This window comes from Streptomyces sp. NPDC091972, assembly GCF_044756385.1.
Taxonomy (GTDB): Bacteria; Actinomycetota; Actinomycetes; order Streptomycetales; family Streptomycetaceae; genus Streptomyces.
The window spans coordinates 1,026,312-1,045,874 of sequence record NZ_JBIVSV010000001.1; the positions used below are offsets into that span (position 1 = coordinate 1,026,312).

A 19,563-nucleotide genomic window follows, 5' to 3' on the forward strand; every position below is an offset into this window, starting at 1 on the left:
TGTTCTCAGCTCTTGTCGGCACCACTGGTCAAACCTTCGGTGAGCAGGCGTTCGGCCGCGAAGAACAGGAGTACCACGGGAATCGTCAGCACCACGGACCCGGCCATCAGCACCGTCTTGGGCACCTCGACGCCGTTGGACAACTGGGCGAGGCCCAGGGAGACGGTCCACTTGTCGGGGTCCGCGGCCAGGAAGAGCAACGCGAAGAGGAACTCGTTCCAGGCGATCATGAAGACGTACAGCCCGGTGGCCATGAGGGAGGGCAGGGCCAGCGGCAGGATCACCTTGCGCACCGTCTGCAGGCGGCTGCACCCGTCGAGTGCCGCCGCCTCCTCGATGGAGTAGGGGATGGTCACGAGGTAGTTCTTCAGCATGTAGATCGACACCGGCACGGTCTGGGCGACGTAGACGATGGCGAGGCCGACCAGGCTTGAGGACAGGTGCAGCTTGGCGAAGATGACGAACAGCGGGACGGCCAGCAGGGTGGCCGGGAAGAGGTACACGGCCAGGAAGAGCGCGCTGACCTGGCGGTGGCCGAAGAACTTCAGGCGGCTGACCGCGTAGGCCCCGGGCACCGCGGCCAGCAGGGTCAGGGCGACCGTGCCGAGCGAGACCAGCGCGGAGTTGACCAGGAACTTCACGAAGCCCTGGCCGCCGTCGTCGGTGGAGCGCAGCACGTCGCGGTAGGTGGTCAGGGTGAAGTCCTTCGCCGACAGCCACAGCGAGCCCGGGTCGAGCAGCAGGGCGTCGATGGGCTTCAGCGACAGCAGCAGCATGTAGTAGAAGGGCAGCAGGGTGATCACCGCGAGGAAGGCGATGACGACCCAGCGCAGTACGCCGAAGAGGCGGTCCTCGAACTGGGCGCGGGTCATCACGACTCCTCCTGAACCTTGTTGGCGAAGAACTTGAAGTAGAGGCCCAGAAGGATCATGAGCGAGACGGCGAGGACCAGGGCCTGCGCGGCGGCCGCTCCCACGTCGTAGCGGGCGGTGAGGAAGTCGTAGACGCGCACGGCCGCGACGTCGGTGCCCGCTCCGCCGCCGGTCAGCAGGTAGACGTCGTCGAACTTGTTGAAGGTCATGATGAAGCGCAGCACGCACAGCAGGGCGATGACCGGCATGAGCTGCGGCAGCAGGATGTGGCGGAAGCGCTGCGTGGGCGTGGCGCCGTCGACCAGCGCGGCCTCCTCCAGCCCGTCGGGGACGGCCTGGAGGCGGGCGAGGATGAACAGGAACGCGAAGGGGAAGTAGCGCCAGCACTCGAAGGCGATGACGGTCAGCAGCGCCAGCGGGATGTCGAAGTGCACGCCCAGCAGGTGGACTTCGTACTGGCGGGTGGACAGGAAGGCGATGGGGTCGTCCCAGCCGAACAGGCGGCGGCCCCAGTCGTTGACCACGCCGTACTGCGGGCTGAGGGCGACCTCCCAGACGAAGGCGACGGCGACGACGGGCGCGACGTAGGGCAGCAGCATCGCCGCGCGCAGCAGCCCGCGGCCCTTGAACGGCCTGCGCAGGGCGAGCGCGGCGATCAGCCCGAGGACGACCGAGCCGAGGGTGGAGCCGACGGTGTAGATCAGGGTGGTGGTCAGGCTCTGCCAGAAGCCGGCCGAGTCGAAGACCTGGCTGAAGTTCTCCAGGGTCCAGTTGCCGAACAGGCCCATGCCCTGGATGTCGACCAGTTTGGCGTGCTGGAAGGCGAGCAGCACGGTCCAGGCGATGGGCAGGATCACCACCACGAGGACCACCACGAAGGTGGGGGAGACGAATGCCAGCCCCGCGCGGTTGGCGCGGCGGCTCGCGGTCATCGGACGGCGGCGCTCGGCGGGCCGGTCCGCGGACCTGGTGCTGGTGTCCCGGCGCTGCGGTGCGCCGGCTGGTGCTGTAGTCATGAAGGGACCTTTGTGACGTGCATGCGGGCGGCTACTGGAGGGATTTCTGCAGGGCGGCGACGTCGTCGTCGGCTTCGTGGGCCGCCTCGGAGGGGGAGATCTGTCCGCTGGTCATCGCGCCGATGGCCTTCGGGACGGGCAGTTCGCCGTTGGTGGCGCCGACGAGAGCGCCCTCGCCCTGGGTGATGCCCCAGCGCCGCATGTGGCTGACGCCGGCGGCGAGCTGGTTGAGCAGGCCGGGCGGGTAGACCTGGTCGAAGGGCTTCTTGGTGTCGACGCCGATCTTGCTGTGCCGCCAGGTGTCGAGGTAGCGGTCGGGCTGTGCGGCGGTGCCGTTGCGGACGGGGATCTTGCCCTCGGGTGCCATGCCGAACCACGACTCGTAGCCGGTGCCCATCATGTACTCGATGAAGGCCCGTGAGGCCGCGGTCTCGGCGGTCTTCGTGGTCACCCATGAGGTGATCTCGCCGAACTGTGCCGGTTCGGCGGCATCGGGGCCCTTCATCGCGGTGACGATGCCGCTGTTGTGCGACAGGTACTGCGGGTCCTTCTTGCACTGCGGGCAGCTCGGCAGGGCGTCCTTGCGCAGGCCGGCGAGTTCGTCCAGCAGGAACGAGGACCAGATGATCATCGAGGACTGGCCGGCGAAGTAGGTGGCGCGGGTGGAGTCCACCGTCTGGGTGCCCGGTGCGCCGTAGGTGCGGGCGAGCTCGTCGTAGGTCGAGAACGCGGTGCGGCACCGAGAGGAGTCCAGGGCGACCGTGTGCTGGTCGTCGACCAACTGGCAGTCGTTGGCCAGGGCGAGGCTCTCGAAGCTCTGCGAGGTGAAGACGTCGCTGGGGTCGGTGGCCGCGGACATGCCGTAGCGACCCTTGGTGGTGAGCGCCTTGGCGGCGGCGGTGGCCCTGGCGTAGGTGTCCGGGGCGGGCAGTCCTTTCTCGGCGAGCTGGTCCTTGCGGTAGACCAGCAGTTGCAGCCAGGCGTCGGAGGGCACGCCCAGGCTGGTGGCGCCGTCGGAGGTCAGCTCCAGGGCGTTCGCGTTGAAGGTCTTGCGTCCCAGCTCGCCGATGATGCGGTGCGGGATGTCGGTGTTGAGCAGGCCGTTGCTGTACATCTGCCAGACCTGGCCCATCGGGGCGGCGCCGATGACGTCGGGCAGCGTGCCCGAGGCGGCGGCCGACATGATCAGTTGGGGCATCTGGCCCTCGTCGACCCCGACGAGATGGACCTTGATGCCGGTCTTCTTCTCGAACCCCTTGATGATCTTCTCGGTGACCGCGACGCGGTCGGGAAGGTTCTCCTGGGACCAGACGGTGATCTCCCGGTCGGGTTTCCCGGGTCCCGTACTGCTGGAGCAACTGGTGAGCAGCCCGACTGTCAGGGCTGCGGTGATGCCCACCGCGATCGCGCTGGATCGCCGGCTCTTGGTGCGCATTGCGTGTCCTCGTTCCGACTTACGTCTACTGCGCAGGCATCTCAGCATCACTTTTGCTTGTTGACAAGACATAAGTTGGGGTTATTGTCGACGCAACCGCACCCGCAACCCTTCCGGAGTCATCCGTGGAACGCGTCGTCCAATTCACCGGCCCTCGCCAGGTCGAGGTGACCGAGCAGGTCAGAGCCGATCTACCAGCCGGTCACCTGAGAGTCCGCACCCGCTACTCGGGCATCTCGGCCGGTACCGAACTCACGGCCTACCGCGGCACGAATCCTTACCTGACGCGTACCTGGGACCCCGAGGCACGGCTCTTCCGCGACGGCGCGGCGGGCATCCAGTACCCGGTCGCCGGCTGGGGCTACTCCGAGGTCGGCGAGGTCGTCGAGGTCGCCCCCGATCTCCACGGTGCCCCCGGGCTGCCCGCGCCGGGCGACCTGGTCTGGGGCATCTGGGGCCACCGCAGCGAAGGCATCGTCCCCGCCGAGCGCATGATCGGCCACACGCTTCCCGCCGGACTCGAACCGCTGGCCGGCGCGTTCGCCCGCGTCGGCGCCATCGCGTACAACGCCGTCCTGGCGGGCGACATCCACGTCGGCGAGGACGTCGCCGTCTTCGGCCAGGGCGTCATCGGACTGCTCACCACCCGCCTCGCCCAGCTCAACGGCGCCCGCGTCACCGCCGTCGACGCCCTCGACGGCCGCCTCAAGACCGCCAGGCAGCACGGCGCCCAGCACACCCTCAACGCCCGCACCGACGCCGTGGCCGAACGCATCCGCGAGGCCACCGCCGGCCTCGGCGCCGACCTCGCCATCGAGATCAGCGGTGCCTATCCGGCGCTGCACGAGGCCCTGCGCTCGGTCGCCGTCGGCGGACGCGTCGTGGCCTCCGGCTTCTACCAGGGCGACGGCATCGGCCTGCGGCTGGGCGACGAGTTCCACCACAACCGCGTCCAGCTGATCTGCTCCCAGATCGGCGGCGTACCCCCGCAGTTGGCCCACCGCTGGAGCGTCGAGCGCCTCCAGCAGACCTTCCTGCGCCTGGTGGCCGAGGGACAGATCGACGTCGCGTCCCTCGTCAGCCACGTCGTGCCCGCCGACTCCGCCGCCGACGCCTACGTCCTGCTGGACGAGCGCCCCGCCGAGGCGCTCCAGGTCGTACTGGAATTCTGAAAGCCCCGAAAGGCCCCTCATGCTCAAGACCGCAGCGCAGGAACAACTCCTGCCCGGAGACACCCTGCAAGCCAAATGGGACTTCGCCCAGCAAGCCGGCTACGACGGCATCGAACTGCGCGGCAAGGGCGACCTCCACTTCGCCTCCCGCCTGGAGGAACTGCGCCAGGCCCGCAAGGACGGCGTGGTCATGCCCACCGTGTGCGTCGACATGCTGCACTTCTTCGCGGCCTTCGACGCCGGACAGCGCCGCGACGCCCTCGACCAGATGAAGTCCCAGCTCACCGTCATCGCCGAGATCGGCGGTCTCGGCGCGCAGACCCCCGCCTCCTACGGCATGTTCTCGCGCCGTCTGCCGCCCTTCGAACCACCCCGCAGCGAGGCCGAGGACCGCGAGATCCTCATCGAGGGCCTTGCGGAACTCGGCGAGCACGCCCGCGCGCAGGGAGTCACCCTCTTCCTCGAGCCGCTCAACCGCTACGAGGACCACATGGTCAACCGGCTGGAGCAGGCCGCCGACCTCATCCGCGCCACCGGCCTGGACTCGGTGCGCATCGGCATCGACAGCTACCACATGAACATCGAGGAGGCCGACCCCGCCGCCGCCATCCTCGCCCATGCCGACGTCATCGGCCACGCCCAGGTCTCCGACTCCAACCGCTTCCAGCCCGGCGCCGGCCACCTCGACTGGCCCGCCTGGCTCGGCGCGCTGCACACCATCGGCTACGACGGCTACCTCGCCCTCGAATGCCGCCTGACCGGCGACCCCGTCGAAGCCGTCCGCTCCGTCCCCGCCTTCCTCAAGAGGTCCGGCGCGTGACCACCCTCCTGAACCGGCCCGCGCCCACCGCCTCCGCAGCCCTGACACTGCGGAGCGGTGCGGCGCGGGTCCTCTTCGACAACTGGACCGGCACCTCCACCGTCCCCTCCCGCACCCTCTACCCGCACCAGTGGAGCTGGGACTCCGCCTTCATCGCCATCGGGCTGCGCCACCTCTCGGTCCGCCGTGCCCAGCAGGAGCTGGAATCCCTGCTCGCCGGACAGTGGGCCGACGGGCGCGTCCCGCACATCGTGTTCAACCCGGCCGTGCCCCACGACGCCTACTTCCCCAGCCCCGACTTCTGGCAGTCCTCCCAGGCAGGCCGCGCGGCCGGCGCACCGGCGGGCCAGGAGACGTCGGGCATCGTCCAGCCCCCCGTGCACGCGCTGGCCGCCTGGCTCGTGCACCAGGCGGACCCCGAGGAATCGCGACGCCGGGGTTTCCTGGCCCGCGTCCAGCCCCGGTTGGCCGCCTGGCACGACTACCTCCTGAACCGACGCGACCTCGGCGGCGCCGGACTGGCCGCCGTCGTCCACCCCTGGGAGCCCGGCATGGACAACAGCCCCTGCTGGGACGCGGCCCTCCAGCGAGTCGCACCCGCTCCACCCGACACCTTCCAACGCGCCGACCTGGACCACGGCCACCCCGCCGAGCGACCGACCGACCTGGACTACGGCCGCTACGTCCGCCTCGCCGCCGACTACCGGGACGCGGGCTACGACGATGCCGCCGCACCCCGCTCCTTCGCCGTGGAAGACCCCACCTTCAACGCGTTGCTCGCCGTCAGCGAACTGGCGCTGGCCGCCTTGACCGGGGAACTGGGCGGGAGCGCCGAGCCGCACAGGACACGTGCCGCGGAACTGACCCACCAGATGGTGACCCGGCTGTGGGACGAGGACGCGGGCCTGTTCCGGGTGCGTGACCTCCATGACGACACCCTGGTGGACGAACGCAGTGTCACCGGACTCGTCCCGCTGATCGTGCCCGGCCTGCCGCGCCACGTGGTCTCCGGGCTGCGCCAAGCCCTCGACGGACCGCACTTCAAGGCGCCGGGCACCGGGCTGGTGCCCAGCTACGACCTGGTGGCTCCCGCCTTCGACCCCACCCGTTACTGGCGCGGCCCCGCCTGGTTCAACACAGCGTGGCTGATCCACCGCGGACTGCGGACGCACGGATTCCACCAGGACGCCCACCGTCTGAGGCGGGAGTACCTCACGCAGGCGGACAGGTCCGGCTTCGCCGAGTACCTCGACCCCACGACGGGAGCGGCCCGCGGCGCGAGCCGCTTCTCCTGGACCGCCGCCCTCGCCCTCGATCTGCTGAACCACGCTCCCGAGGAGCCCACACCATGACCGCGGCCGACACCCGGATCCAGCTCGTGCGCGACGCCACGTTCATCCGGCTGCGCACCGACGGCGGTATCACCGGTACCCACGGCACCGCACCCGACGGGCTCTTCCTGCACGACGGCCGCCACCTCAGCCGCTGGCAGCTCACGGTGGACTCCACCCACCCCGTCCCCCTGGTGCCCGCCACGGCCCGGACGGACGACACCGCCAACAGCGTCCTGACGCCCGAGGGCACCCGCGACAACCCGCCCGCCTACACCGTCTTCCGCAGCCAGACCGTCGCCGCCGGCACCCTCACCGAGCACCTGCGTCTCGTCAGCAACCGCCCCGATCCGGTCACCGCCCGTATCGACCTCACCGTCGACGCCGACTTCGCCGACCTGTTCGAACTGCGTGCCGACGACCGCCACTACACCAAAGCCGACAGTCGTCATGAAGTCCGTCCCACCGACGACGGGCTGCTGTTCGACTACCGCAGAGCCGACTGGCACGCCCGCACGACCGTCACCTGCGATCCGGCCCCCCACGCCCTCGCGCCCGCCGAGGACGCCCCGCAGTCCACCATCCGCACCCTGACCTGGCACATGGAACTCGACGGGCACGGTGAGGCGGACCTTCGCCTCACCGTCCGTGCCCACCCGCCCGGTCTGCCGGACGGTCCTCCCGCCGTGCCGAACCCGCCACCGCGGCCGTCCACGGCGACCGACGATCTCGGCCGCGCCTGCGAACGCGGCCTTGCCGACCTGGACCTGCTGACCATCCCGGTCACCGGCGTCGACGGCGAGCAGGTGCACGTCCCGGCCGCGGGAATCCCGTGGTTCCTCACGCTCTTCGGCCGCGACTCCCTGCTGACGTCGTACTTCCTGCTTCCCTACCGTCCCGGGACCGCCGCCGCGACGCTCAGCGCGCTCGCCGCGGCCCAGGGGGAGCGCTACGACGCCTTCAGCGGCGAGCAGCCCGGACGCATCGTCCACGAAACCCGTCACGGCGAACTCGCCCACTTCCGGCAGATCCCTTACGGCCGCTACTACGGCTCCGTCGACTCCACGCCGCTCTTCCTCATCCTGCTGCACGCCCACTACGAGGCGACGGGAGACCGCTCCCTGGCGGTCCGGCTGGAACAGCACGCCCGGCGTGCCGTCGACTGGATGCTCACCGACGGCGGCCTCGACCGGCACGGCTACCTCGTCTACCACCCCGACCCCGACGGACTGATCAACCAGAACTGGAAGGACTCGGACGGCGCCGTCTGCTTCACCGACGGCACCCAGGCCAAGGGGCCCATCGCCGTCTCGGAGGCCCAGGGATACGCCTACGACGCACTCGTACGCACCGCTCATCTGGCCCGTGACATCTGGCAGGACACTCGATACGCACAGCACCTGCGGCAGGCCGCCGACCGGCTGCAAGCACGCTTCGTCACGGACTTCTGGATGGCCCAGGCCGACTTCCCGGCCCTCGCCCTGGACGGGGACGGCCGTCAGGTCGACGTGCTGGCGTCGGACGCCGGGCACCTGCTGTGGTCCGGCATCCTCTCCGAGGACCACGCCCGACGGACCGGCAGGCGTCTGCTGGAACCGGACTTCTTCTCCGGCTGGGCCATCCGCACGCTGGCCGCCGGGCAAAGGCCCTACCACCCGCTGTCGTACCACCGCGGGAGCGCGTGGCCCCACGACAACGCCATCATCGCCCTGGGCCTGGCCCGGTACGGACTGGACGCGGAAGTCACCGCCGTCACCGAGGGCCTCGTCGCCGCGGCCACCCGGCACGGCCATCGTCTGCCCGAGGTGATCGCCGGGTACGCCCGATCCGCGACCGATGGCCCGGTGCCCTACCCGCACGCGTGCACCCCGCAGGCGTGGGCGGCGGCAACACCGTTGGCCCTGCTCACGGCCCTACGGCGGTGACGGACTGACCGGATGTCCTGCCTGCCCGATACGCGGACGTCGGATCGGTCGGGACCGGACCGTGCCGGGAGGCGCTGTCGGACCGGCCGACCTGGGCGATCCCGCCAGGGAACTCCCCGGTGCCGTCACCGCTGACAGCGGCCGCGCTCGTCAGGAACGTCGCAGGGCCGGTGCCCGGGTTTCGCCCAGTGACGATCAGGTGGACTCGCGAGCCACCAACTCCGTACGGAGGATGACGTGCCGCCAGGCCACGGCACCCTCCTCCATCTCCTCCAGGAGCAGCCGGACCATGGCCTGCCCGATCGCCTCGATCGGCTGACGCACCGTGGTCAGCCGGGGAGTGGTCTGCTGGGCCAGCGGGAAGTCGTCGAAACCGATCACGGCGACGTCCTCGGGCACCCGGCGCCCGGCCGCGTGCAGCGTCTCCAGGGCTCCCGCGGCCGTCGTGTCCGACGCGGCGAGAACCCCGTCGATCTCCGGATGCCGTCGGAGGAGTTCGGCCATGGCGCGGCGTCCGCTCTCCGCGGTGAAGTCGCCCTCGGCGACGAGGGTCCGCTTGCCCTCCACGCCCGCGAGCGCCAAAGCCTCCTGGTAGCCGCGCACTCGGCACTGCGTCACGTACATGTCGGTCGGCCCGGTGATGGTGGCGATCGCTCTGCGACCTTGTCGGAGCAGGTGGTAGACGGCGCTGCGGGCTCCGCCGACGTTGTCCACGTCGACGTAACTGACGTATTCGTCGCCGGAGCGGCGTCCCAGCAGCACGGTCGGCAGCCGGGACTCGGCAAGCATGTCCGGCAGTGGATCGCCGGCGTGCACGGAGATCAGCAGAACGCCGTCGACCCGGCCGCCGCGCGCGTACTCGAGGAAGCGCTGCCGCTCGGCGTCCGAGCGCACGAGGGTCAGCAGCAGTTGCATGCCGGTATCGGACAGCGCGTCCCCGAGCGAGCTCACGATCTCGGAGAAGAAGGGCTCCGCGAACTGCCGCCAGTCCGGTTCCGTCATGACCAGGGCAACGGCGTCGGCCCCTCTCCCGGCCAGGGAGCGGGCGGCCAGGTTGGGCACGTAGCCCAGTTCCTCGATGGCCCGCTGCACCGTCAGGCGGGTCGACTCCTTCACGCCTGCGGCGTTGTTGATGACGCGGGAGACCGTGCCCCGTCCCACCCCGGCGTGCGCGGCCACCTCCTCCAGCGTCGGCGTCCCCAGGCGCCGTTTACCCATGACCACCTCCCCCACGAGATCACCGATCTTACGGGGGTGCGGGCGCCGAGCACACGACTTTGCCGGGGGGCGACGGGCACCGTCGAACGGTTCGGTACCGGGGGCACCGGCCGCTCGCCGCGCTCTCATGAGGAAGGCGGGCGCGATCTCGCGCGCGTCGTCCGGCGGGACGCCCAGCCTGCGCGCAACCATCTCGGAGAGGCGGCCCCGCCTTGGTCGCCGTCCGCAGGTCGGGGCGGGCGGACCGCAGCTCCACCCGGGGAGAGCAGGTCCCCGCCGGGGGCGGAGAGGGCGGACGACAACCTGGCCCGGCGGTCAACGGCCGAAACCGACGTTCGCGCGCTCCGCGCTGGTGTCGCCGGTCCCCCCTGGCTAGGGATCATGCGGCGGGTCGCGCAGGATGTCCGCGGTGATGTCAGCCAGTGACGTGCCGGTACGGAACGCCTCGGCACGCATGCGGGCCAGCGCGTCCTCCGGGGCGATCCCCTGCCGGGAGGCCAGGGCTCCGACGGCGCGGGCCGTGTCGAACCAGTGGGCGCGGACAATCTCCTCCGGTTCCCAAGCGGGTGGCCCCCCTCCGCTCAGCAGCATGTCGCGAGTCGACATGAGAGCGACCGACACGGCCTCGGCCACGTCCTCCGCCTGCTCCAGCTCGCGCGCGTCCAAAGCGTGTGCGCGACGGGCCAGCAGGTCCACGGAGCCCAGGACGTAGTCACCGAAGAACAGGGGCAGCGCGTACACCGATGCGATGTGCGGCAGCCTCTCGCGTACGGACGCGCCGAACAGCGGCCAGGGCGTCACATCGTGGCGCAGGTCGTCGACCGCGACAGTCTCACCGCGGTTCGCGGCGGTGAGACAGGGCCCCTCCAACACCGTGAACTGGATCTCCTCCAACAGCAGGGCGTCGTCGTTCGAGGCGGCGAGCAGCTGCCGCGAGGGGGTGTCGGTGAGGAGGGAGAGAGTCGCGCCGTCCACACCGAGCCCTTCGGACACAGCCGCGCACACCAGCCGGGGTATCTCCCCGGCATCCGCGTCGGCGGCCACTTTGGCGACCAGCCGTGCCGTTTCGGCCGCTTTCGAGGTCATCGTGCGCTCCGCTCGCGCCGTGCGTCCGGCGCGGACGGCCGGCAGGCGGCCTCACCTGGGCGATGTCCGACACGGTGTGGGGATGCAGGGCGAGGCGCCGTCCTCGTGTGCTGGATAAGCGTCATGCGAGCGAAGTACCCGGCCCCGCGGAGGCGACGCCCGCGGGACTGTCGGACACCGGTGCCCAGAGCCCTGTGCGTGCCGACCTCGCCCACGTGGTGACGGTTCGCGTGGTCCGCCGGTGCTCGCGGGCGGGGCCGAGAAGCCAATGATTGGGTCGTCCTGTCGCGGTGACTCGGCGGAGAAGCAAGGAGCAGCCGAGCGGAAGAGACAGATCATCGACAGGGACGTTCCTGCCGCAGGAGGGCCCGTCCGCTCTCACTGCGAGGGCCCGCCCCCGGCGGAGGGGGCCGGCGGCTACCGTCTCGCAGCTGAGGCGGTGGTCACCTCGCCCCGTGCGACTGGGCACACGGGGCGGTCGGCAACCAGGCGTGAAGGCCGCGTCGCGGGTCTGTACACCGTGTGCTTCGGTCCCTGGCCCCCGAGTGAGACCGTGATCGTCCTGGTTCACGGACTCGGCCTGTCAGGACGCTACTTCACCCCTCTCGCCCAGTCGCTGGCGGCTGCGGGGCGCACCGTCCTGGTGCCGGACCTGCCGGGAAACGTACGCTCGCTGCGGGCCGTCCGGCGCGCCCCGGACGTCGAGGAAACGGTGCAAGCGCTGCTGCGCTGGCAGGCGGCCGCGGCGATCGGCCCGTGTTTCCTGGTGGCCAACTCGGTCGGCTGCCAGGTGACCGCGGCGCTCGCGGCCGAGCATCCTCTACTGGTGGAGCGGATGGTGCTTATCGGCCCCGCACTCGACGCGACGGCGCTGTCGCCGGCGCGGCAACTGCTGCGTCTGCTGGCCGACGCGCCGAAGGAGCCGCTGTCCCTCCTCGGTGTGGCCGCCGCGGACTATCTCGTCACCGGAGCAGCCCGGTTCCTGGCGGGATTCCGACAGGCACGGCTGGACGCGGACGGCCCGTTCGAGACGCGCCTACGGCGGATCGAGGCGCCGACCCTGGTGCTGAGGGGATCCGACGACCGGGTGGCCCCACAGCCCTGGGGCGAGCGGGTTGCCGCCGACCTGCCTCGTGGCCGGCTTGCCGTGATACCCGGCGCAGCCCACGCCGTGCACTTCAGCCGGCCCGACACCACCGCCCGACTGATTCTGGAGTTCTGCCATGAGGACTCCTTGAAGATCAGCGGAACCTTCACGCCCCAGAGCCCATCGTCCTCGGTGACTTGATTGCTTGATTGAGGGCATCGTGGGCTGCCTGGTCTGCGCTCCCGGCCTCCCGACGTGCCGTGGTCAGGAGCCTGCGGCGAGGATGCGTCTCGTGGGCTCGCGATCACCCGCTCATGCCGTTCTGGCGCGTTCACTGGTTGCTCAGGACGGTCCGCAGCCGCTGGTGGCGGTCGAGGTCTTCCCAGGTGTCGTGATCGGGCGGGCTGGGATTGCGGCGTGCGGTGCCCCAGGCCCAGACACTGGCGGCGAGACCGGCGAAGAGGGGGATGAGCAGCCACAGCAGGGCGCCCATGGCGGTGAGCCTCCTTCGGCGCGCTGAGATGGACGGGTCGGCAGAATTCAGGCGGTCAGTTGCTTGGTCGCCCCGCCGGAGATGGCGATCTTGCGGGGTTTGGCGTGCGCGGCGAGCGGGATGCGCAGAGTGAGGACACCGTTGTCGTAGGCGGCCTCGGCGGCCGCGGTGTCCAAGGCGTCCGACAGGGCCAGGCGGCGGGTGAATCGCCCGGAGGGCCGCTCGGTGAGTACGGGGCGGGCGTCGGCCGGGATGGGGGAGGGCCGCTCGGCGGTCAGGGTCAGCGTGTGCCGCTCCGTGGTCAGTTCGATGGTGGAGCGGTCCATGCCGGGCAGGTCGAACTGCACGTAGAGCGCTGCCTCGTCGCGCCAGGCATCCGCGGCGATGACGGTGCCTGCCGGGGCGGCGGTCGTGAGCTGTTGCGTGAGCCGGTCGAGATCGCCCAGAACGCCCGTGCGCGCAAGCATGTCCAACTTCTTCCTTTCTGCAGGCGGCCGCAGCGACTGCGGCCCAACGATCGAGCGCGTCTATTTCTATAACCCGACTGGAGACTTACTGACAAGTACCCGCTACATGAAGTTGACAGTGATGGACTCAATCTCCTACTCCTGCTGTGAGTGATCGGTGCGTCGGCGTCATGGCCGCCATCACGGCGGTCGGCTCGTCGACGCACGTGAGTGTCCGAAGGGGAGGCCCGCTGGTGACGGTGCTGGCCCTGGCCTGGGTGTTCGGCGCGTATGCGCTGGCGGACGGCGCGATGCTCATTGCTGGGGCGTGGCGGCGCCGGCGTGAGCCCCGACCCGCCGCGGCGTGGGCGGCGGCCGGTGCCCTGGGGGTGGTGGCCGGACTGATCACGGCTCTGTGGTCGGGGCTGACGGCCCTGGTGCTGGTGGGCATGGCAGGTGCCTGGGCCATCGGGACGGGCTGCCTCGAACTGTGGGTCGCCACGCGGCTGCGTCGTGAACTGCGACATGCGTGGTGGTGGCGGGCTTCGGCCGTCGCATCGGTGGCGGCGGGCGCGCTGCTGTGGCTGCGCCCGAACGTCGGAGCGGTGGCCATCAGCCTGGTCCTGGGTGTGTATGCGCTGGTCGCGGGCGGCCTGTGGCTGGCTGCGGCCTGGCGGGAGTACCGCACCGGAAACGGTGAGCGGTCCTGGACCAGGCCGGCGTCCGGTGCCCGTATGGCCCACTGACGTGTCCCCGGAATCAACCAGGTCCGGCGCGCCTCAGGCCCGTGTGTCTGAGGCCCGCCATGGATGTCGGAAGGCAGGTGGGCGTCGTGACGCGGCTGTACGTCAACGGCTGCGATCTGGTGGTGCGTCTGCCGTGGCGGTGGGCGCCGGCGGCGCGCTGCCGCAGCGTGCGGCTGCCACTCGAGTGCGTGGAGGAGGTCCGCGTGGAGTCGCACTGGTGGCGCGCGGTGCGCCCGCGGCCCGGGCGCCGTTACCGCTTCCGCCCGGGCCGTTGGTGCGTGGGTGAGATGGAGCATGGCAGGGGCCGGGACTTCGCTGCCCTGCGCGCCCGGGGACCGGTACTCATCGTGACGGCCCCTGGTCGCGACACCTTTACCCGGCTGGTCGTGTCCACCCGCGACCCGGAGGTCGACGCGGCCTGGCTGCGGCAGGCCGTCGCCCGGAACAGGGACAAAAAGTTGAGCTTAAGCTTGTCAACTTTCCGGCGTAGTGCTATATCAGAAGCAGAGCGGATCGGATGTGGGAACGACGTGAAGGAGGGATGACAGATGCTGATGCGTACGGATCCCTTCCGCGAGCTTGACCGGCTCGTCGAGCGGGTCTGGGGCACGGCAGCGCACCCGGCAGGCATGGCGCTGGACGCATGGCGTGAGGGCGACACGTTCTTCGTGGAGCTGGATCTGCCGGGAGTGGACGCGGAGTCGATCGATCTCGATGTCGAGCGCAACGTCCTGACGGTGAAGGCCGAACGCAAGCCGGCGTACGGCGAGAACACCGAGACGGTGGTCACCGAGCGGCCCGCGGGGACGTTCAGCAGGCAGCTGTTCCTCGGCGAGACCCTCGACACCGAAAAGATCGAAGCCTCCTACGAGGCGGGTGTGCTGAGGCTGCGGATCCCGGTCGCCGAGCAGGCCAAGCCTCGCAAGATCGCCATCAGCGGCGGCAGCGATCGCAAGGCGCTGGGCGGCTGACGCGACGGTGAGTCCATCTCCTCAAGGGCCTCGGACGTGAGTCCGAGGCCCTGACGCCGTCTCCGCCCGCTCTGCTGCCTGGGTGCGCGGGAACCGGCCCTGCTGTCGCGCATGCCGAGCGCCGTTCACCGCGATCGAGTCCGGTCGTCTCGCCTCCCGGCTCGCGCGGGCGACCGGCGTCAGGGTTATCGCCACGCAGGCCGCGACAGTGTCCAGTCTCGGAAGATCGGAGCACGTCGGCCGCGCCGACCGAAGTGCGCGTCGGCGAACACGGCGAGCCCGGCATCAGGGGCCGGCAGGCTTCAGGATCCGGGCGACCGTTCCGGCTCCCCGCCGTCGGCATCGAACACCTTGATGAAGGTGGCGCCGCACCGGCAGCGGGAGTGTTCGACCAGTTCGCCGTCGGCCGACACGCTCAGCCCCTGGCTGAGCCGCACATGCACATGATCACCCATGAGGAGCTGCCTTCCTTGACCTCGTCCGGTCCGGTCATCGTGGAGGCCGCCCGCGCGGAACGACAATGCCGCAGCTCACACATCAGAGCGCGCCCGCCGTCAGCCGTCCCGCGTCCCGGCTACTGCTTCGGTGACCGTGACCGGGCGGCTGGCGGGCACCGAAGCGGCTCCACCCGGGGAAACCCCCGCGATATCAGCCCCCTTTTGCCGTCGCCCGACGCGGAGGGCCCTTCGTCGGCGGGGCACAGGGGCCGAACCGCAGGCGGCGGCTTGTCCGCAAGCCGGCCGTGGTGTTAAAGAAGAGTTGGCACTCGCGCGCCGCGAGTGCCAACGGCTGGGTCGGGTGACGTAACTCGTGCGGCCGTGAGGGAGACCTCTGCCGTACGGGTGAACGTCGCGGGCGTCACCCCGGTCCGCCGTCATCGACTCACGGATTCGATGCGGAGGAGACCGTACCGATGACTGCGAAGATCATCACGTACGAGGAGGAGGCGCGCCGCGCGCTGGAGCGCGGCATGAACCAGCTCGCGGACGCTGTGAAGGTGACGCTCGGCCCCAAGGGCCGCAATGTCGTCCTGGACAAGAAGTGGGGCGCCCCCACGATCACCAACGACGGTGTCTCCATCGCCAAGGAGATCGAGCTCGAGGACCCGTACGAGAAGATCGGCGCCGAGCTGGTCAAGGAAGTCGCCAAGAAGACGGACGACGTCGCCGGTGACGGCACGACCACCGCGACCGTCCTGGCCCAGGCCCTGGTCCGCGAGGGTCTGCGCAACATCGCGGCCGGCGCCAACCCGATGGCGCTGAAGCGCGGTATCGACAAGGCCGTCGAGGCCGTCTCCGCGGCCGTGCTGAACGAGGCCAAGGAGCTGGAGACCAAGGAGGAGATCGCCAACACCGCGGCCGTCTCGGCGGGCGGCGACCGGATGATCGGTGAGCTGATCGCCGAGGCCATGGACAAGGTCGGCAAGGAAGGCGTCATCACCGTCGAGGAGTCCAACACCTTCGGCCTGGAGCTGGAACTCACCGAGGGCATGCGCTTGGACAAGGGCTACATCTCGCCCTACTTCGTCACCGACACCGAACGCATGGAAGCTGCCCTGGAAGACCCGTACATCCTGCTGGTCGGCTCCAAGGTCGCCGCCGTGAAGGACCTGCTGCCACTGCTGGAGCAGGTGACGCGGGAGAGTCGGCCGCTGCTGATCATCGCTGAGGACGTCGAGGGCGAGGCTCTGGCGACCCTGGTCGTCAACAAGATCCGCGGCACCTTCAAGTCCGTCGCCGTCAAGGCCCCGGGCTTCGGCGACCGCCGTAAGGCCATGCTCGGCGACATCGCGGTCCTCACCGGCGCCACGGTGGTCTCCGACGAGGTCGGGCTGAAGCTGGAGCACGCCGGCCTGGACGTACTGGGTCGCGCCCGCAAGGTGGTCGTCACCAAGGACGACACCACCATCGTCGAGGGCGCCGGTGACGGCGCCGCGATCGAGGGGCGGGTGAAGCAGATCCGCGCCGAGATCGACCGCTCCGACTCCGACTACGACCGCGAGAAGCTCCAGGAGCGCCTGGCCAAGCTCGCCGGAGGAGTGGCCGTGATCAAGGCAGGTGCGGCCACCGAAGTCGAGCTCAAGGAGCGCAAGCACCGCATCGAGGACGCCGTGCGCAACGCCAAGGCCGCCGTGGAGGAAGGCATCGTCGCCGGCGGCGGGGTGGCCTTGCTGCACGCGTCGGAGACGGCGTTCGAGAAGGTGGACGCGGACCAGGAGGAGTGGACCGGCGTGGAGATGGTGCGGCGCGCTCTGAGCGCTCCGCTGAAGCAGATCGCCCACAACGCCGGACTCGAAGGCGGTGTTGTGGCGGAGAAGGTCCGTTCCCTGCCTGTCGGCCACGGTCTGAACGCTGCGACCGGCGAGTACGTCGACATGCTGGCCGCCGGCATCATCGACCCGGCGAAGGTGACCCGCTCCGCCCTCCAGAACGCCGCTTCCATCGCCGGCCTGTTCCTCACCACGGAGGCGGTCATCGCCGAGAAGCCCGAGGAAAAGGAAACGGCCTCGGCCGGAGCCGGCGCCGACTTCTGATCGGTACGCTCCGCGGACGGACCGAACGGGTGCCGGCGGCCGCAACCGCCGACTGCCGGCGCCCGTGGTCACCCGAGCCCTCGACGGCGGCACGCACCTGGTCTTCGTCGGTGACGTCCTGCACCGGCAGCGGACAGGAGAAGCGCGCCGACCGGGCGGGGAGGCCTCGCACAGCGCCTGTGCTGCCGTGTCGACGTCGCGGCCGAGGGCTCGACCTGCGAGGTCGCCCACGCCGGGAGGGCCTCCCCACGCCCGCGCCGTCCACAGCCGTACGAAGGCGACCCGCCTGCTCTTCGTAGGAGACCACTCCGACCGACAAGGAACCGCCACACCCCAGCGGAAAGACCATCCGCAGCGCGCACCACCAGCCGATGCACACCGCCATCGGCCCCCGATACCGGCGGTCGTCCGCCGGCGGCCAGTCACGGAGGACGCCATGCGCATGCACTGGGACGCCTTCCTCACCGCGGTCCAAGAGCGCGGCGAATACCCCACCCGGGATGAGGCAGAACGAGCCTCCCGGGTCGTCATGGCCCTGCTCGGCGCTCATCTGGTGGGCGAGGTGCGCGCCGAACTGGCCACCCGGCTCCCCGAAACGATGGCCTTCGTCCTGCTCAACCCCCTCCAGGCGCACGAGCCCCTGCCACCCGAGCGGTTCATCCGGGCAACCGCGGCCTGGATCGAAGGCGCCACGGAGGCAACCGCCACATGGGACGTCAGCGCCGTCCTCAGCGTCGTGGCCGACATCGCGGGCGAGGACCTGATGAACCGCATCCTGCTCCAGCTCCCACCGGGCTACGACCTGCTCTTCGGACACCCGCAACCGAACTGACTCCGCCGTACAGCTCGCTGATCACTCGATCCAACGGGCGGCTGCCTCGTAGGTGGAGTCCGGGGTGCTGTTGAACGCGATGGCCGCATCCGGTGCGCACCGACGCACCAGGTTGACGACCCGCTCGAGGAGTTCGACCTGGTCCTCCGAGTGCCGCAGGCCACCGCCGACGACGACACACTGCCAGGGGCGGGCTCGCAGAGCGTTCCCGACGACCGCTTCCACGTCGTCGCTTCCATCGAGGCCGATGAGGCAGGTCTCCACGCCCACGCCGCGTTCGGCGAACTTGGCCAGTCCCGCCTCGATCGCCCTGGCTGCCGGCTCGGGGTCCCACGGTCCCGGCACCCGGTACGGATCAAGCCCGATGACGAGAACGCGGGGTGGAGGGGCGACGTCCATGCCTGGACGATACGCCTCGAACGACCCACGCATCAGGAGGTGATACTCAGGCCCGCGTGACACATCGCTCCGCAGGCCTCGACGAGCATCGCCCTGCCGACGATGACGTACGAGTGCGAGTGGGCGACACCGACGACACCGCTGACACGGTGGGGTCTCGGGCGAACCGGGCCACGCCCCGTCCTGAACTGAATTGAACTGAACTGAATTGAACGACACCACATCGGCCCGGTAGGCACCCCCGACGGCTCCGTTTCGTGGCCGGAGCGGCGGGCACCCGGCATGCCCACGGGAGGATCCGCACGTCACCGCACAGGTGCGGTCGGGCACCGGTCCGCGCACTCGTGCCCGGCGGATCAGCCCGCCGAGACAGCGGATGATCCTGTGGAGGGGCCCATGAGCGAGTACACACCGTCCCAGGCCGAAGGCGAACGGGACGACGACATGCCACACGAGTCCGCGGAGACGCGCCCCGACCAGGGTCCTCCCCGGACGACTCCCTCCCAGGCCGAGGGGGAGCGTGACGACGAGGGTGAAGAGGAGCGAGCGCTGCCCGGCGGGCCTGACCGGTACGCGCGGGCGCGCAGCGAGGAGGAGCCCGGAGCCCACTCCGGTGCCGAGAGTCAGGCGCACAGCCGCGTCGTGCCGGGGACGGCGAGCGCCGCCGAGGGCTACGGGGCACCGGGCGGAACGGCGGACGACGAACCCCTCGCCGGAGTCGAGAAGACCGAGCGACCCGAGCCGTCCGGACCGGTCACCCGTGACCACGTCAGGGAACTTCTCGCCGCGCGCGGGGATTCCGCCACGCTGGTGCTCCTCGAGGGCCGCGCCCAGGTGATCGCCGCAGCGGAGCGCAACACCGACTTGTATGCGGGGGCATTGGACATCATGTCCGGCGAGGAACTGGCCCGCCGGATCGGGACGGACTCGCCGACGGACGGGGAACTGGACGTGCTGGCCGGCACGTTGAACACGATGGTGGCCAACCTCGGTGCCTGAGTCGGGCACAGGCCCCGGTAGCTGGCGAAGACGACGGCGCTGGCAGATGAGACAGTCCAGCGGTCAGGCCACGAGGGAACCCGTGGTGGCGTTGCCCGACACGCCCGCCAGGTGCGGCGCGGACACCGCCACTCGAGCACCCGGCGCGTCGGCAGGGTGGCGGTGGCGGGGGTGGGGAGAGA

At 70.3% G+C, this 19,563-nt stretch carries 19 protein-coding genes; 10 read left to right on the top strand and 9 right to left on the bottom strand.

Annotated elements, in window-relative coordinates; all coding sequences use genetic code 11:
* Nucleotides 1-5: 5 nt before the first annotated feature.
* The 3 genes from ACIQJT_RS04860 to ACIQJT_RS04870 are packed head-to-tail and all read right to left on the bottom strand — an operon-like array spanning nucleotide 6 to nucleotide 3,323.
* Nucleotides 6-872: a carbohydrate ABC transporter permease gene (locus tag ACIQJT_RS04860; RefSeq protein WP_365462782.1), complete on the bottom strand. Its 867-nt coding sequence runs from the start codon at nucleotides 870-872 to the stop codon at nucleotides 6-8.
* Entirely contained in the window at nucleotides 872-1,888 is a 1,017-nt protein-coding gene (locus ACIQJT_RS04865) for a carbohydrate ABC transporter permease (RefSeq protein WP_402639881.1), read from the bottom strand. The genes ACIQJT_RS04860 and ACIQJT_RS04865 overlap by 1 nt, the downstream gene beginning before the upstream one ends.
* A 31-nt stretch (nucleotides 1,889-1,919) precedes the next feature.
* On the bottom strand, nucleotides 1,920-3,323 hold the full coding sequence (locus ACIQJT_RS04870; RefSeq protein ID WP_402639883.1) for an ABC transporter substrate-binding protein: 1,404 nt from the start codon (nucleotides 3,321-3,323) through the stop codon (nucleotides 1,920-1,922).
* A 125-nt stretch (nucleotides 3,324-3,448) separates the two neighbouring features.
* Here ACIQJT_RS04870 and ACIQJT_RS04875 point away from each other — a divergent pair, with 125 nt between their 5' ends.
* From ACIQJT_RS04875 to ACIQJT_RS04890, 4 genes are read left to right on the top strand one after another with little or no spacing between them, the layout of a single operon-like run.
* Nucleotides 3,449-4,495, top strand: coding sequence for a zinc-binding alcohol dehydrogenase (locus ACIQJT_RS04875; protein WP_365462777.1), 1,047 nt, complete (start codon nucleotides 3,449-3,451; stop codon nucleotides 4,493-4,495).
* A gap of 19 nt (nucleotides 4,496-4,514) precedes the next feature.
* Entirely contained in the window at nucleotides 4,515-5,315 is an 801-nt protein-coding gene (locus ACIQJT_RS04880; protein ID WP_402639885.1) for a sugar phosphate isomerase/epimerase family protein, read from the top strand.
* Complete coding sequence (locus tag ACIQJT_RS04885; protein ID WP_402639887.1) at nucleotides 5,312-6,667, top strand: MGH1-like glycoside hydrolase domain-containing protein; 1,356 nt, start codon at nucleotides 5,312-5,314, stop codon at nucleotides 6,665-6,667. Before ACIQJT_RS04880 ends, ACIQJT_RS04885 begins: the two co-directional genes overlap by 4 nt.
* The gene (locus tag ACIQJT_RS04890; RefSeq protein ID WP_365462771.1) at nucleotides 6,664-8,571 is read left to right on the top strand and encodes a glycogen debranching N-terminal domain-containing protein; all 1,908 of its coding nucleotides are present in this window, start codon (nucleotides 6,664-6,666) and stop codon (nucleotides 8,569-8,571) included. Before ACIQJT_RS04885 ends, ACIQJT_RS04890 begins: the two co-directional genes overlap by 4 nt.
* Before the next feature lie 195 nt (nucleotides 8,572-8,766).
* Here ACIQJT_RS04890 and ACIQJT_RS04895 read toward each other — a convergent pair whose 3' ends face one another.
* Both ACIQJT_RS04895 and ACIQJT_RS04900 read right to left on the bottom strand, forming a co-directional pair.
* Nucleotides 8,767-9,789 carry a LacI family DNA-binding transcriptional regulator gene (locus ACIQJT_RS04895; RefSeq protein ID WP_402639890.1) on the bottom strand — a complete coding sequence of 341 codons (1,023 nt, stop codon included), beginning with the start codon at nucleotides 9,787-9,789 and terminating at the stop codon, nucleotides 8,767-8,769.
* Nucleotides 9,790-10,161: 372 nt separating this feature from the next.
* Nucleotides 10,162-10,875, bottom strand: a complete 714-nt coding sequence (locus ACIQJT_RS04900; RefSeq protein WP_402639892.1) for a GAF and ANTAR domain-containing protein — start codon at nucleotides 10,873-10,875, stop codon at nucleotides 10,162-10,164.
* 553 nt (nucleotides 10,876-11,428) lie between these two features.
* Here ACIQJT_RS04900 and ACIQJT_RS04905 point away from each other — a divergent pair.
* Complete coding sequence (locus tag ACIQJT_RS04905; protein ID WP_402639893.1) at nucleotides 11,429-12,163, top strand: alpha/beta fold hydrolase; 735 nt, start codon at nucleotides 11,429-11,431, stop codon at nucleotides 12,161-12,163.
* A gap of 130 nt (nucleotides 12,164-12,293) precedes the next feature.
* On the opposite strand, the gene ACIQJT_RS04910 is transcribed toward ACIQJT_RS04905, so the two are convergent.
* Both ACIQJT_RS04910 and ACIQJT_RS04915 read right to left on the bottom strand, forming a co-directional pair.
* Nucleotides 12,294-12,455 carry a hypothetical protein gene (locus ACIQJT_RS04910; RefSeq protein ID WP_402639894.1) on the bottom strand — a complete coding sequence of 54 codons (162 nt, stop codon included), beginning with the start codon at nucleotides 12,453-12,455 and terminating at the stop codon, nucleotides 12,294-12,296.
* Nucleotides 12,456-12,502: 47 nt separating this feature from the next.
* Entirely contained in the window at nucleotides 12,503-12,922 is a 420-nt protein-coding gene (locus tag ACIQJT_RS04915; RefSeq protein ID WP_365462761.1) for an Hsp20/alpha crystallin family protein, read from the bottom strand.
* Nucleotides 12,923-13,092: 170 nt separating this feature from the next.
* Here ACIQJT_RS04915 and ACIQJT_RS04920 point away from each other — a divergent pair, with 170 nt between their 5' ends.
* Both ACIQJT_RS04920 and ACIQJT_RS04925 read left to right on the top strand, forming a co-directional pair.
* Nucleotides 13,093-13,647, top strand: coding sequence for a DUF308 domain-containing protein (locus tag ACIQJT_RS04920; protein ID WP_402639897.1), 555 nt, complete (start codon nucleotides 13,093-13,095; stop codon nucleotides 13,645-13,647).
* 548 nt (nucleotides 13,648-14,195) lie between these two features.
* Nucleotides 14,196-14,618, top strand: coding sequence for an Hsp20/alpha crystallin family protein (locus tag ACIQJT_RS04925; RefSeq protein ID WP_365462755.1), 423 nt, complete (start codon nucleotides 14,196-14,198; stop codon nucleotides 14,616-14,618).
* Nucleotides 14,619-14,920: 302 nt separating this feature from the next.
* On the opposite strand, the gene ACIQJT_RS04930 is transcribed toward ACIQJT_RS04925, so the two are convergent.
* Nucleotides 14,921-15,073 (bottom strand): hypothetical protein, encoded by a 153-nt coding sequence (locus tag ACIQJT_RS04930; protein ID WP_402639899.1) that lies wholly within the window; start codon nucleotides 15,071-15,073, stop codon nucleotides 14,921-14,923.
* 458 nt (nucleotides 15,074-15,531) lie between these two features.
* Between ACIQJT_RS04930 and groL the strand changes: the two genes are divergently transcribed.
* Both groL and ACIQJT_RS04940 read left to right on the top strand, forming a co-directional pair.
* Nucleotides 15,532-17,151, top strand: a complete 1,620-nt coding sequence (gene groL / locus ACIQJT_RS04935; protein ID WP_402639901.1) for a chaperonin GroEL — start codon at nucleotides 15,532-15,534, stop codon at nucleotides 17,149-17,151.
* A gap of 436 nt (nucleotides 17,152-17,587) precedes the next feature.
* Nucleotides 17,588-17,983: a DUF2267 domain-containing protein gene (locus ACIQJT_RS04940; protein ID WP_402639903.1), complete on the top strand. Its 396-nt coding sequence runs from the start codon at nucleotides 17,588-17,590 to the stop codon at nucleotides 17,981-17,983.
* 21 nt (nucleotides 17,984-18,004) lie between these two features.
* Here ACIQJT_RS04940 and ACIQJT_RS04945 read toward each other — a convergent pair whose 3' ends face one another.
* Nucleotides 18,005-18,382: a hypothetical protein gene (locus ACIQJT_RS04945; protein ID WP_402639905.1), complete on the bottom strand. Its 378-nt coding sequence runs from the start codon at nucleotides 18,380-18,382 to the stop codon at nucleotides 18,005-18,007.
* Nucleotides 18,383-18,778: 396 nt separating this feature from the next.
* On the opposite strand from ACIQJT_RS04945, the gene ACIQJT_RS04950 reads away from it, so the two are divergent.
* Nucleotides 18,779-19,381, top strand: a complete 603-nt coding sequence (locus ACIQJT_RS04950) for a hypothetical protein (protein ID WP_402639907.1) — start codon at nucleotides 18,779-18,781, stop codon at nucleotides 19,379-19,381.
* Nucleotides 19,382-19,563 lie beyond the last annotated feature (182 nt).

Coding starts and splice junctions, on each gene's coding strand:
- groL (WP_402639901.1), top strand. CDS start 15,532: ATGACTGCGAAGATCATCACGTACGAGGAGGAGGCGCGCCGCGCGCTG.
- ACIQJT_RS04860 (WP_365462782.1), bottom strand. CDS start 872: ATGACCCGCGCCCAGTTCGAGGACCGCCTCTTCGGCGTACTGCGCTGG.
- ACIQJT_RS04925 (WP_365462755.1), top strand. CDS start 14,196: ATGCTGATGCGTACGGATCCCTTCCGCGAGCTTGACCGGCTCGTCGAG.
- ACIQJT_RS04920 (WP_402639897.1), top strand. CDS start 13,093: ATGGCCGCCATCACGGCGGTCGGCTCGTCGACGCACGTGAGTGTCCGA.
- ACIQJT_RS04910 (WP_402639894.1), bottom strand. CDS start 12,455: ATGGGCGCCCTGCTGTGGCTGCTCATCCCCCTCTTCGCCGGTCTCGCC.
- ACIQJT_RS04900 (WP_402639892.1), bottom strand. CDS start 10,875: ATGACCTCGAAAGCGGCCGAAACGGCACGGCTGGTCGCCAAAGTGGCC.
- ACIQJT_RS04890 (WP_365462771.1), top strand. CDS start 6,664: ATGACCGCGGCCGACACCCGGATCCAGCTCGTGCGCGACGCCACGTTC.
- ACIQJT_RS04945 (WP_402639905.1), bottom strand. CDS start 18,382: ATGGACGTCGCCCCTCCACCCCGCGTTCTCGTCATCGGGCTTGATCCG.
- ACIQJT_RS04950 (WP_402639907.1), top strand. CDS start 18,779: ATGAGCGAGTACACACCGTCCCAGGCCGAAGGCGAACGGGACGACGAC.
- ACIQJT_RS04870 (WP_402639883.1), bottom strand. CDS start 3,323: ATGCGCACCAAGAGCCGGCGATCCAGCGCGATCGCGGTGGGCATCACC.
- ACIQJT_RS04930 (WP_402639899.1), bottom strand. CDS start 15,073: ATGGGTGATCATGTGCATGTGCGGCTCAGCCAGGGGCTGAGCGTGTCG.
- ACIQJT_RS04940 (WP_402639903.1), top strand. CDS start 17,588: ATGCGCATGCACTGGGACGCCTTCCTCACCGCGGTCCAAGAGCGCGGC.
- ACIQJT_RS04915 (WP_365462761.1), bottom strand. CDS start 12,922: ATGCTTGCGCGCACGGGCGTTCTGGGCGATCTCGACCGGCTCACGCAA.
- ACIQJT_RS04880 (WP_402639885.1), top strand. CDS start 4,515: ATGCTCAAGACCGCAGCGCAGGAACAACTCCTGCCCGGAGACACCCTG.
- ACIQJT_RS04895 (WP_402639890.1), bottom strand. CDS start 9,789: ATGGGTAAACGGCGCCTGGGGACGCCGACGCTGGAGGAGGTGGCCGCG.
- ACIQJT_RS04865 (WP_402639881.1), bottom strand. CDS start 1,888: ATGACTACAGCACCAGCCGGCGCACCGCAGCGCCGGGACACCAGCACC.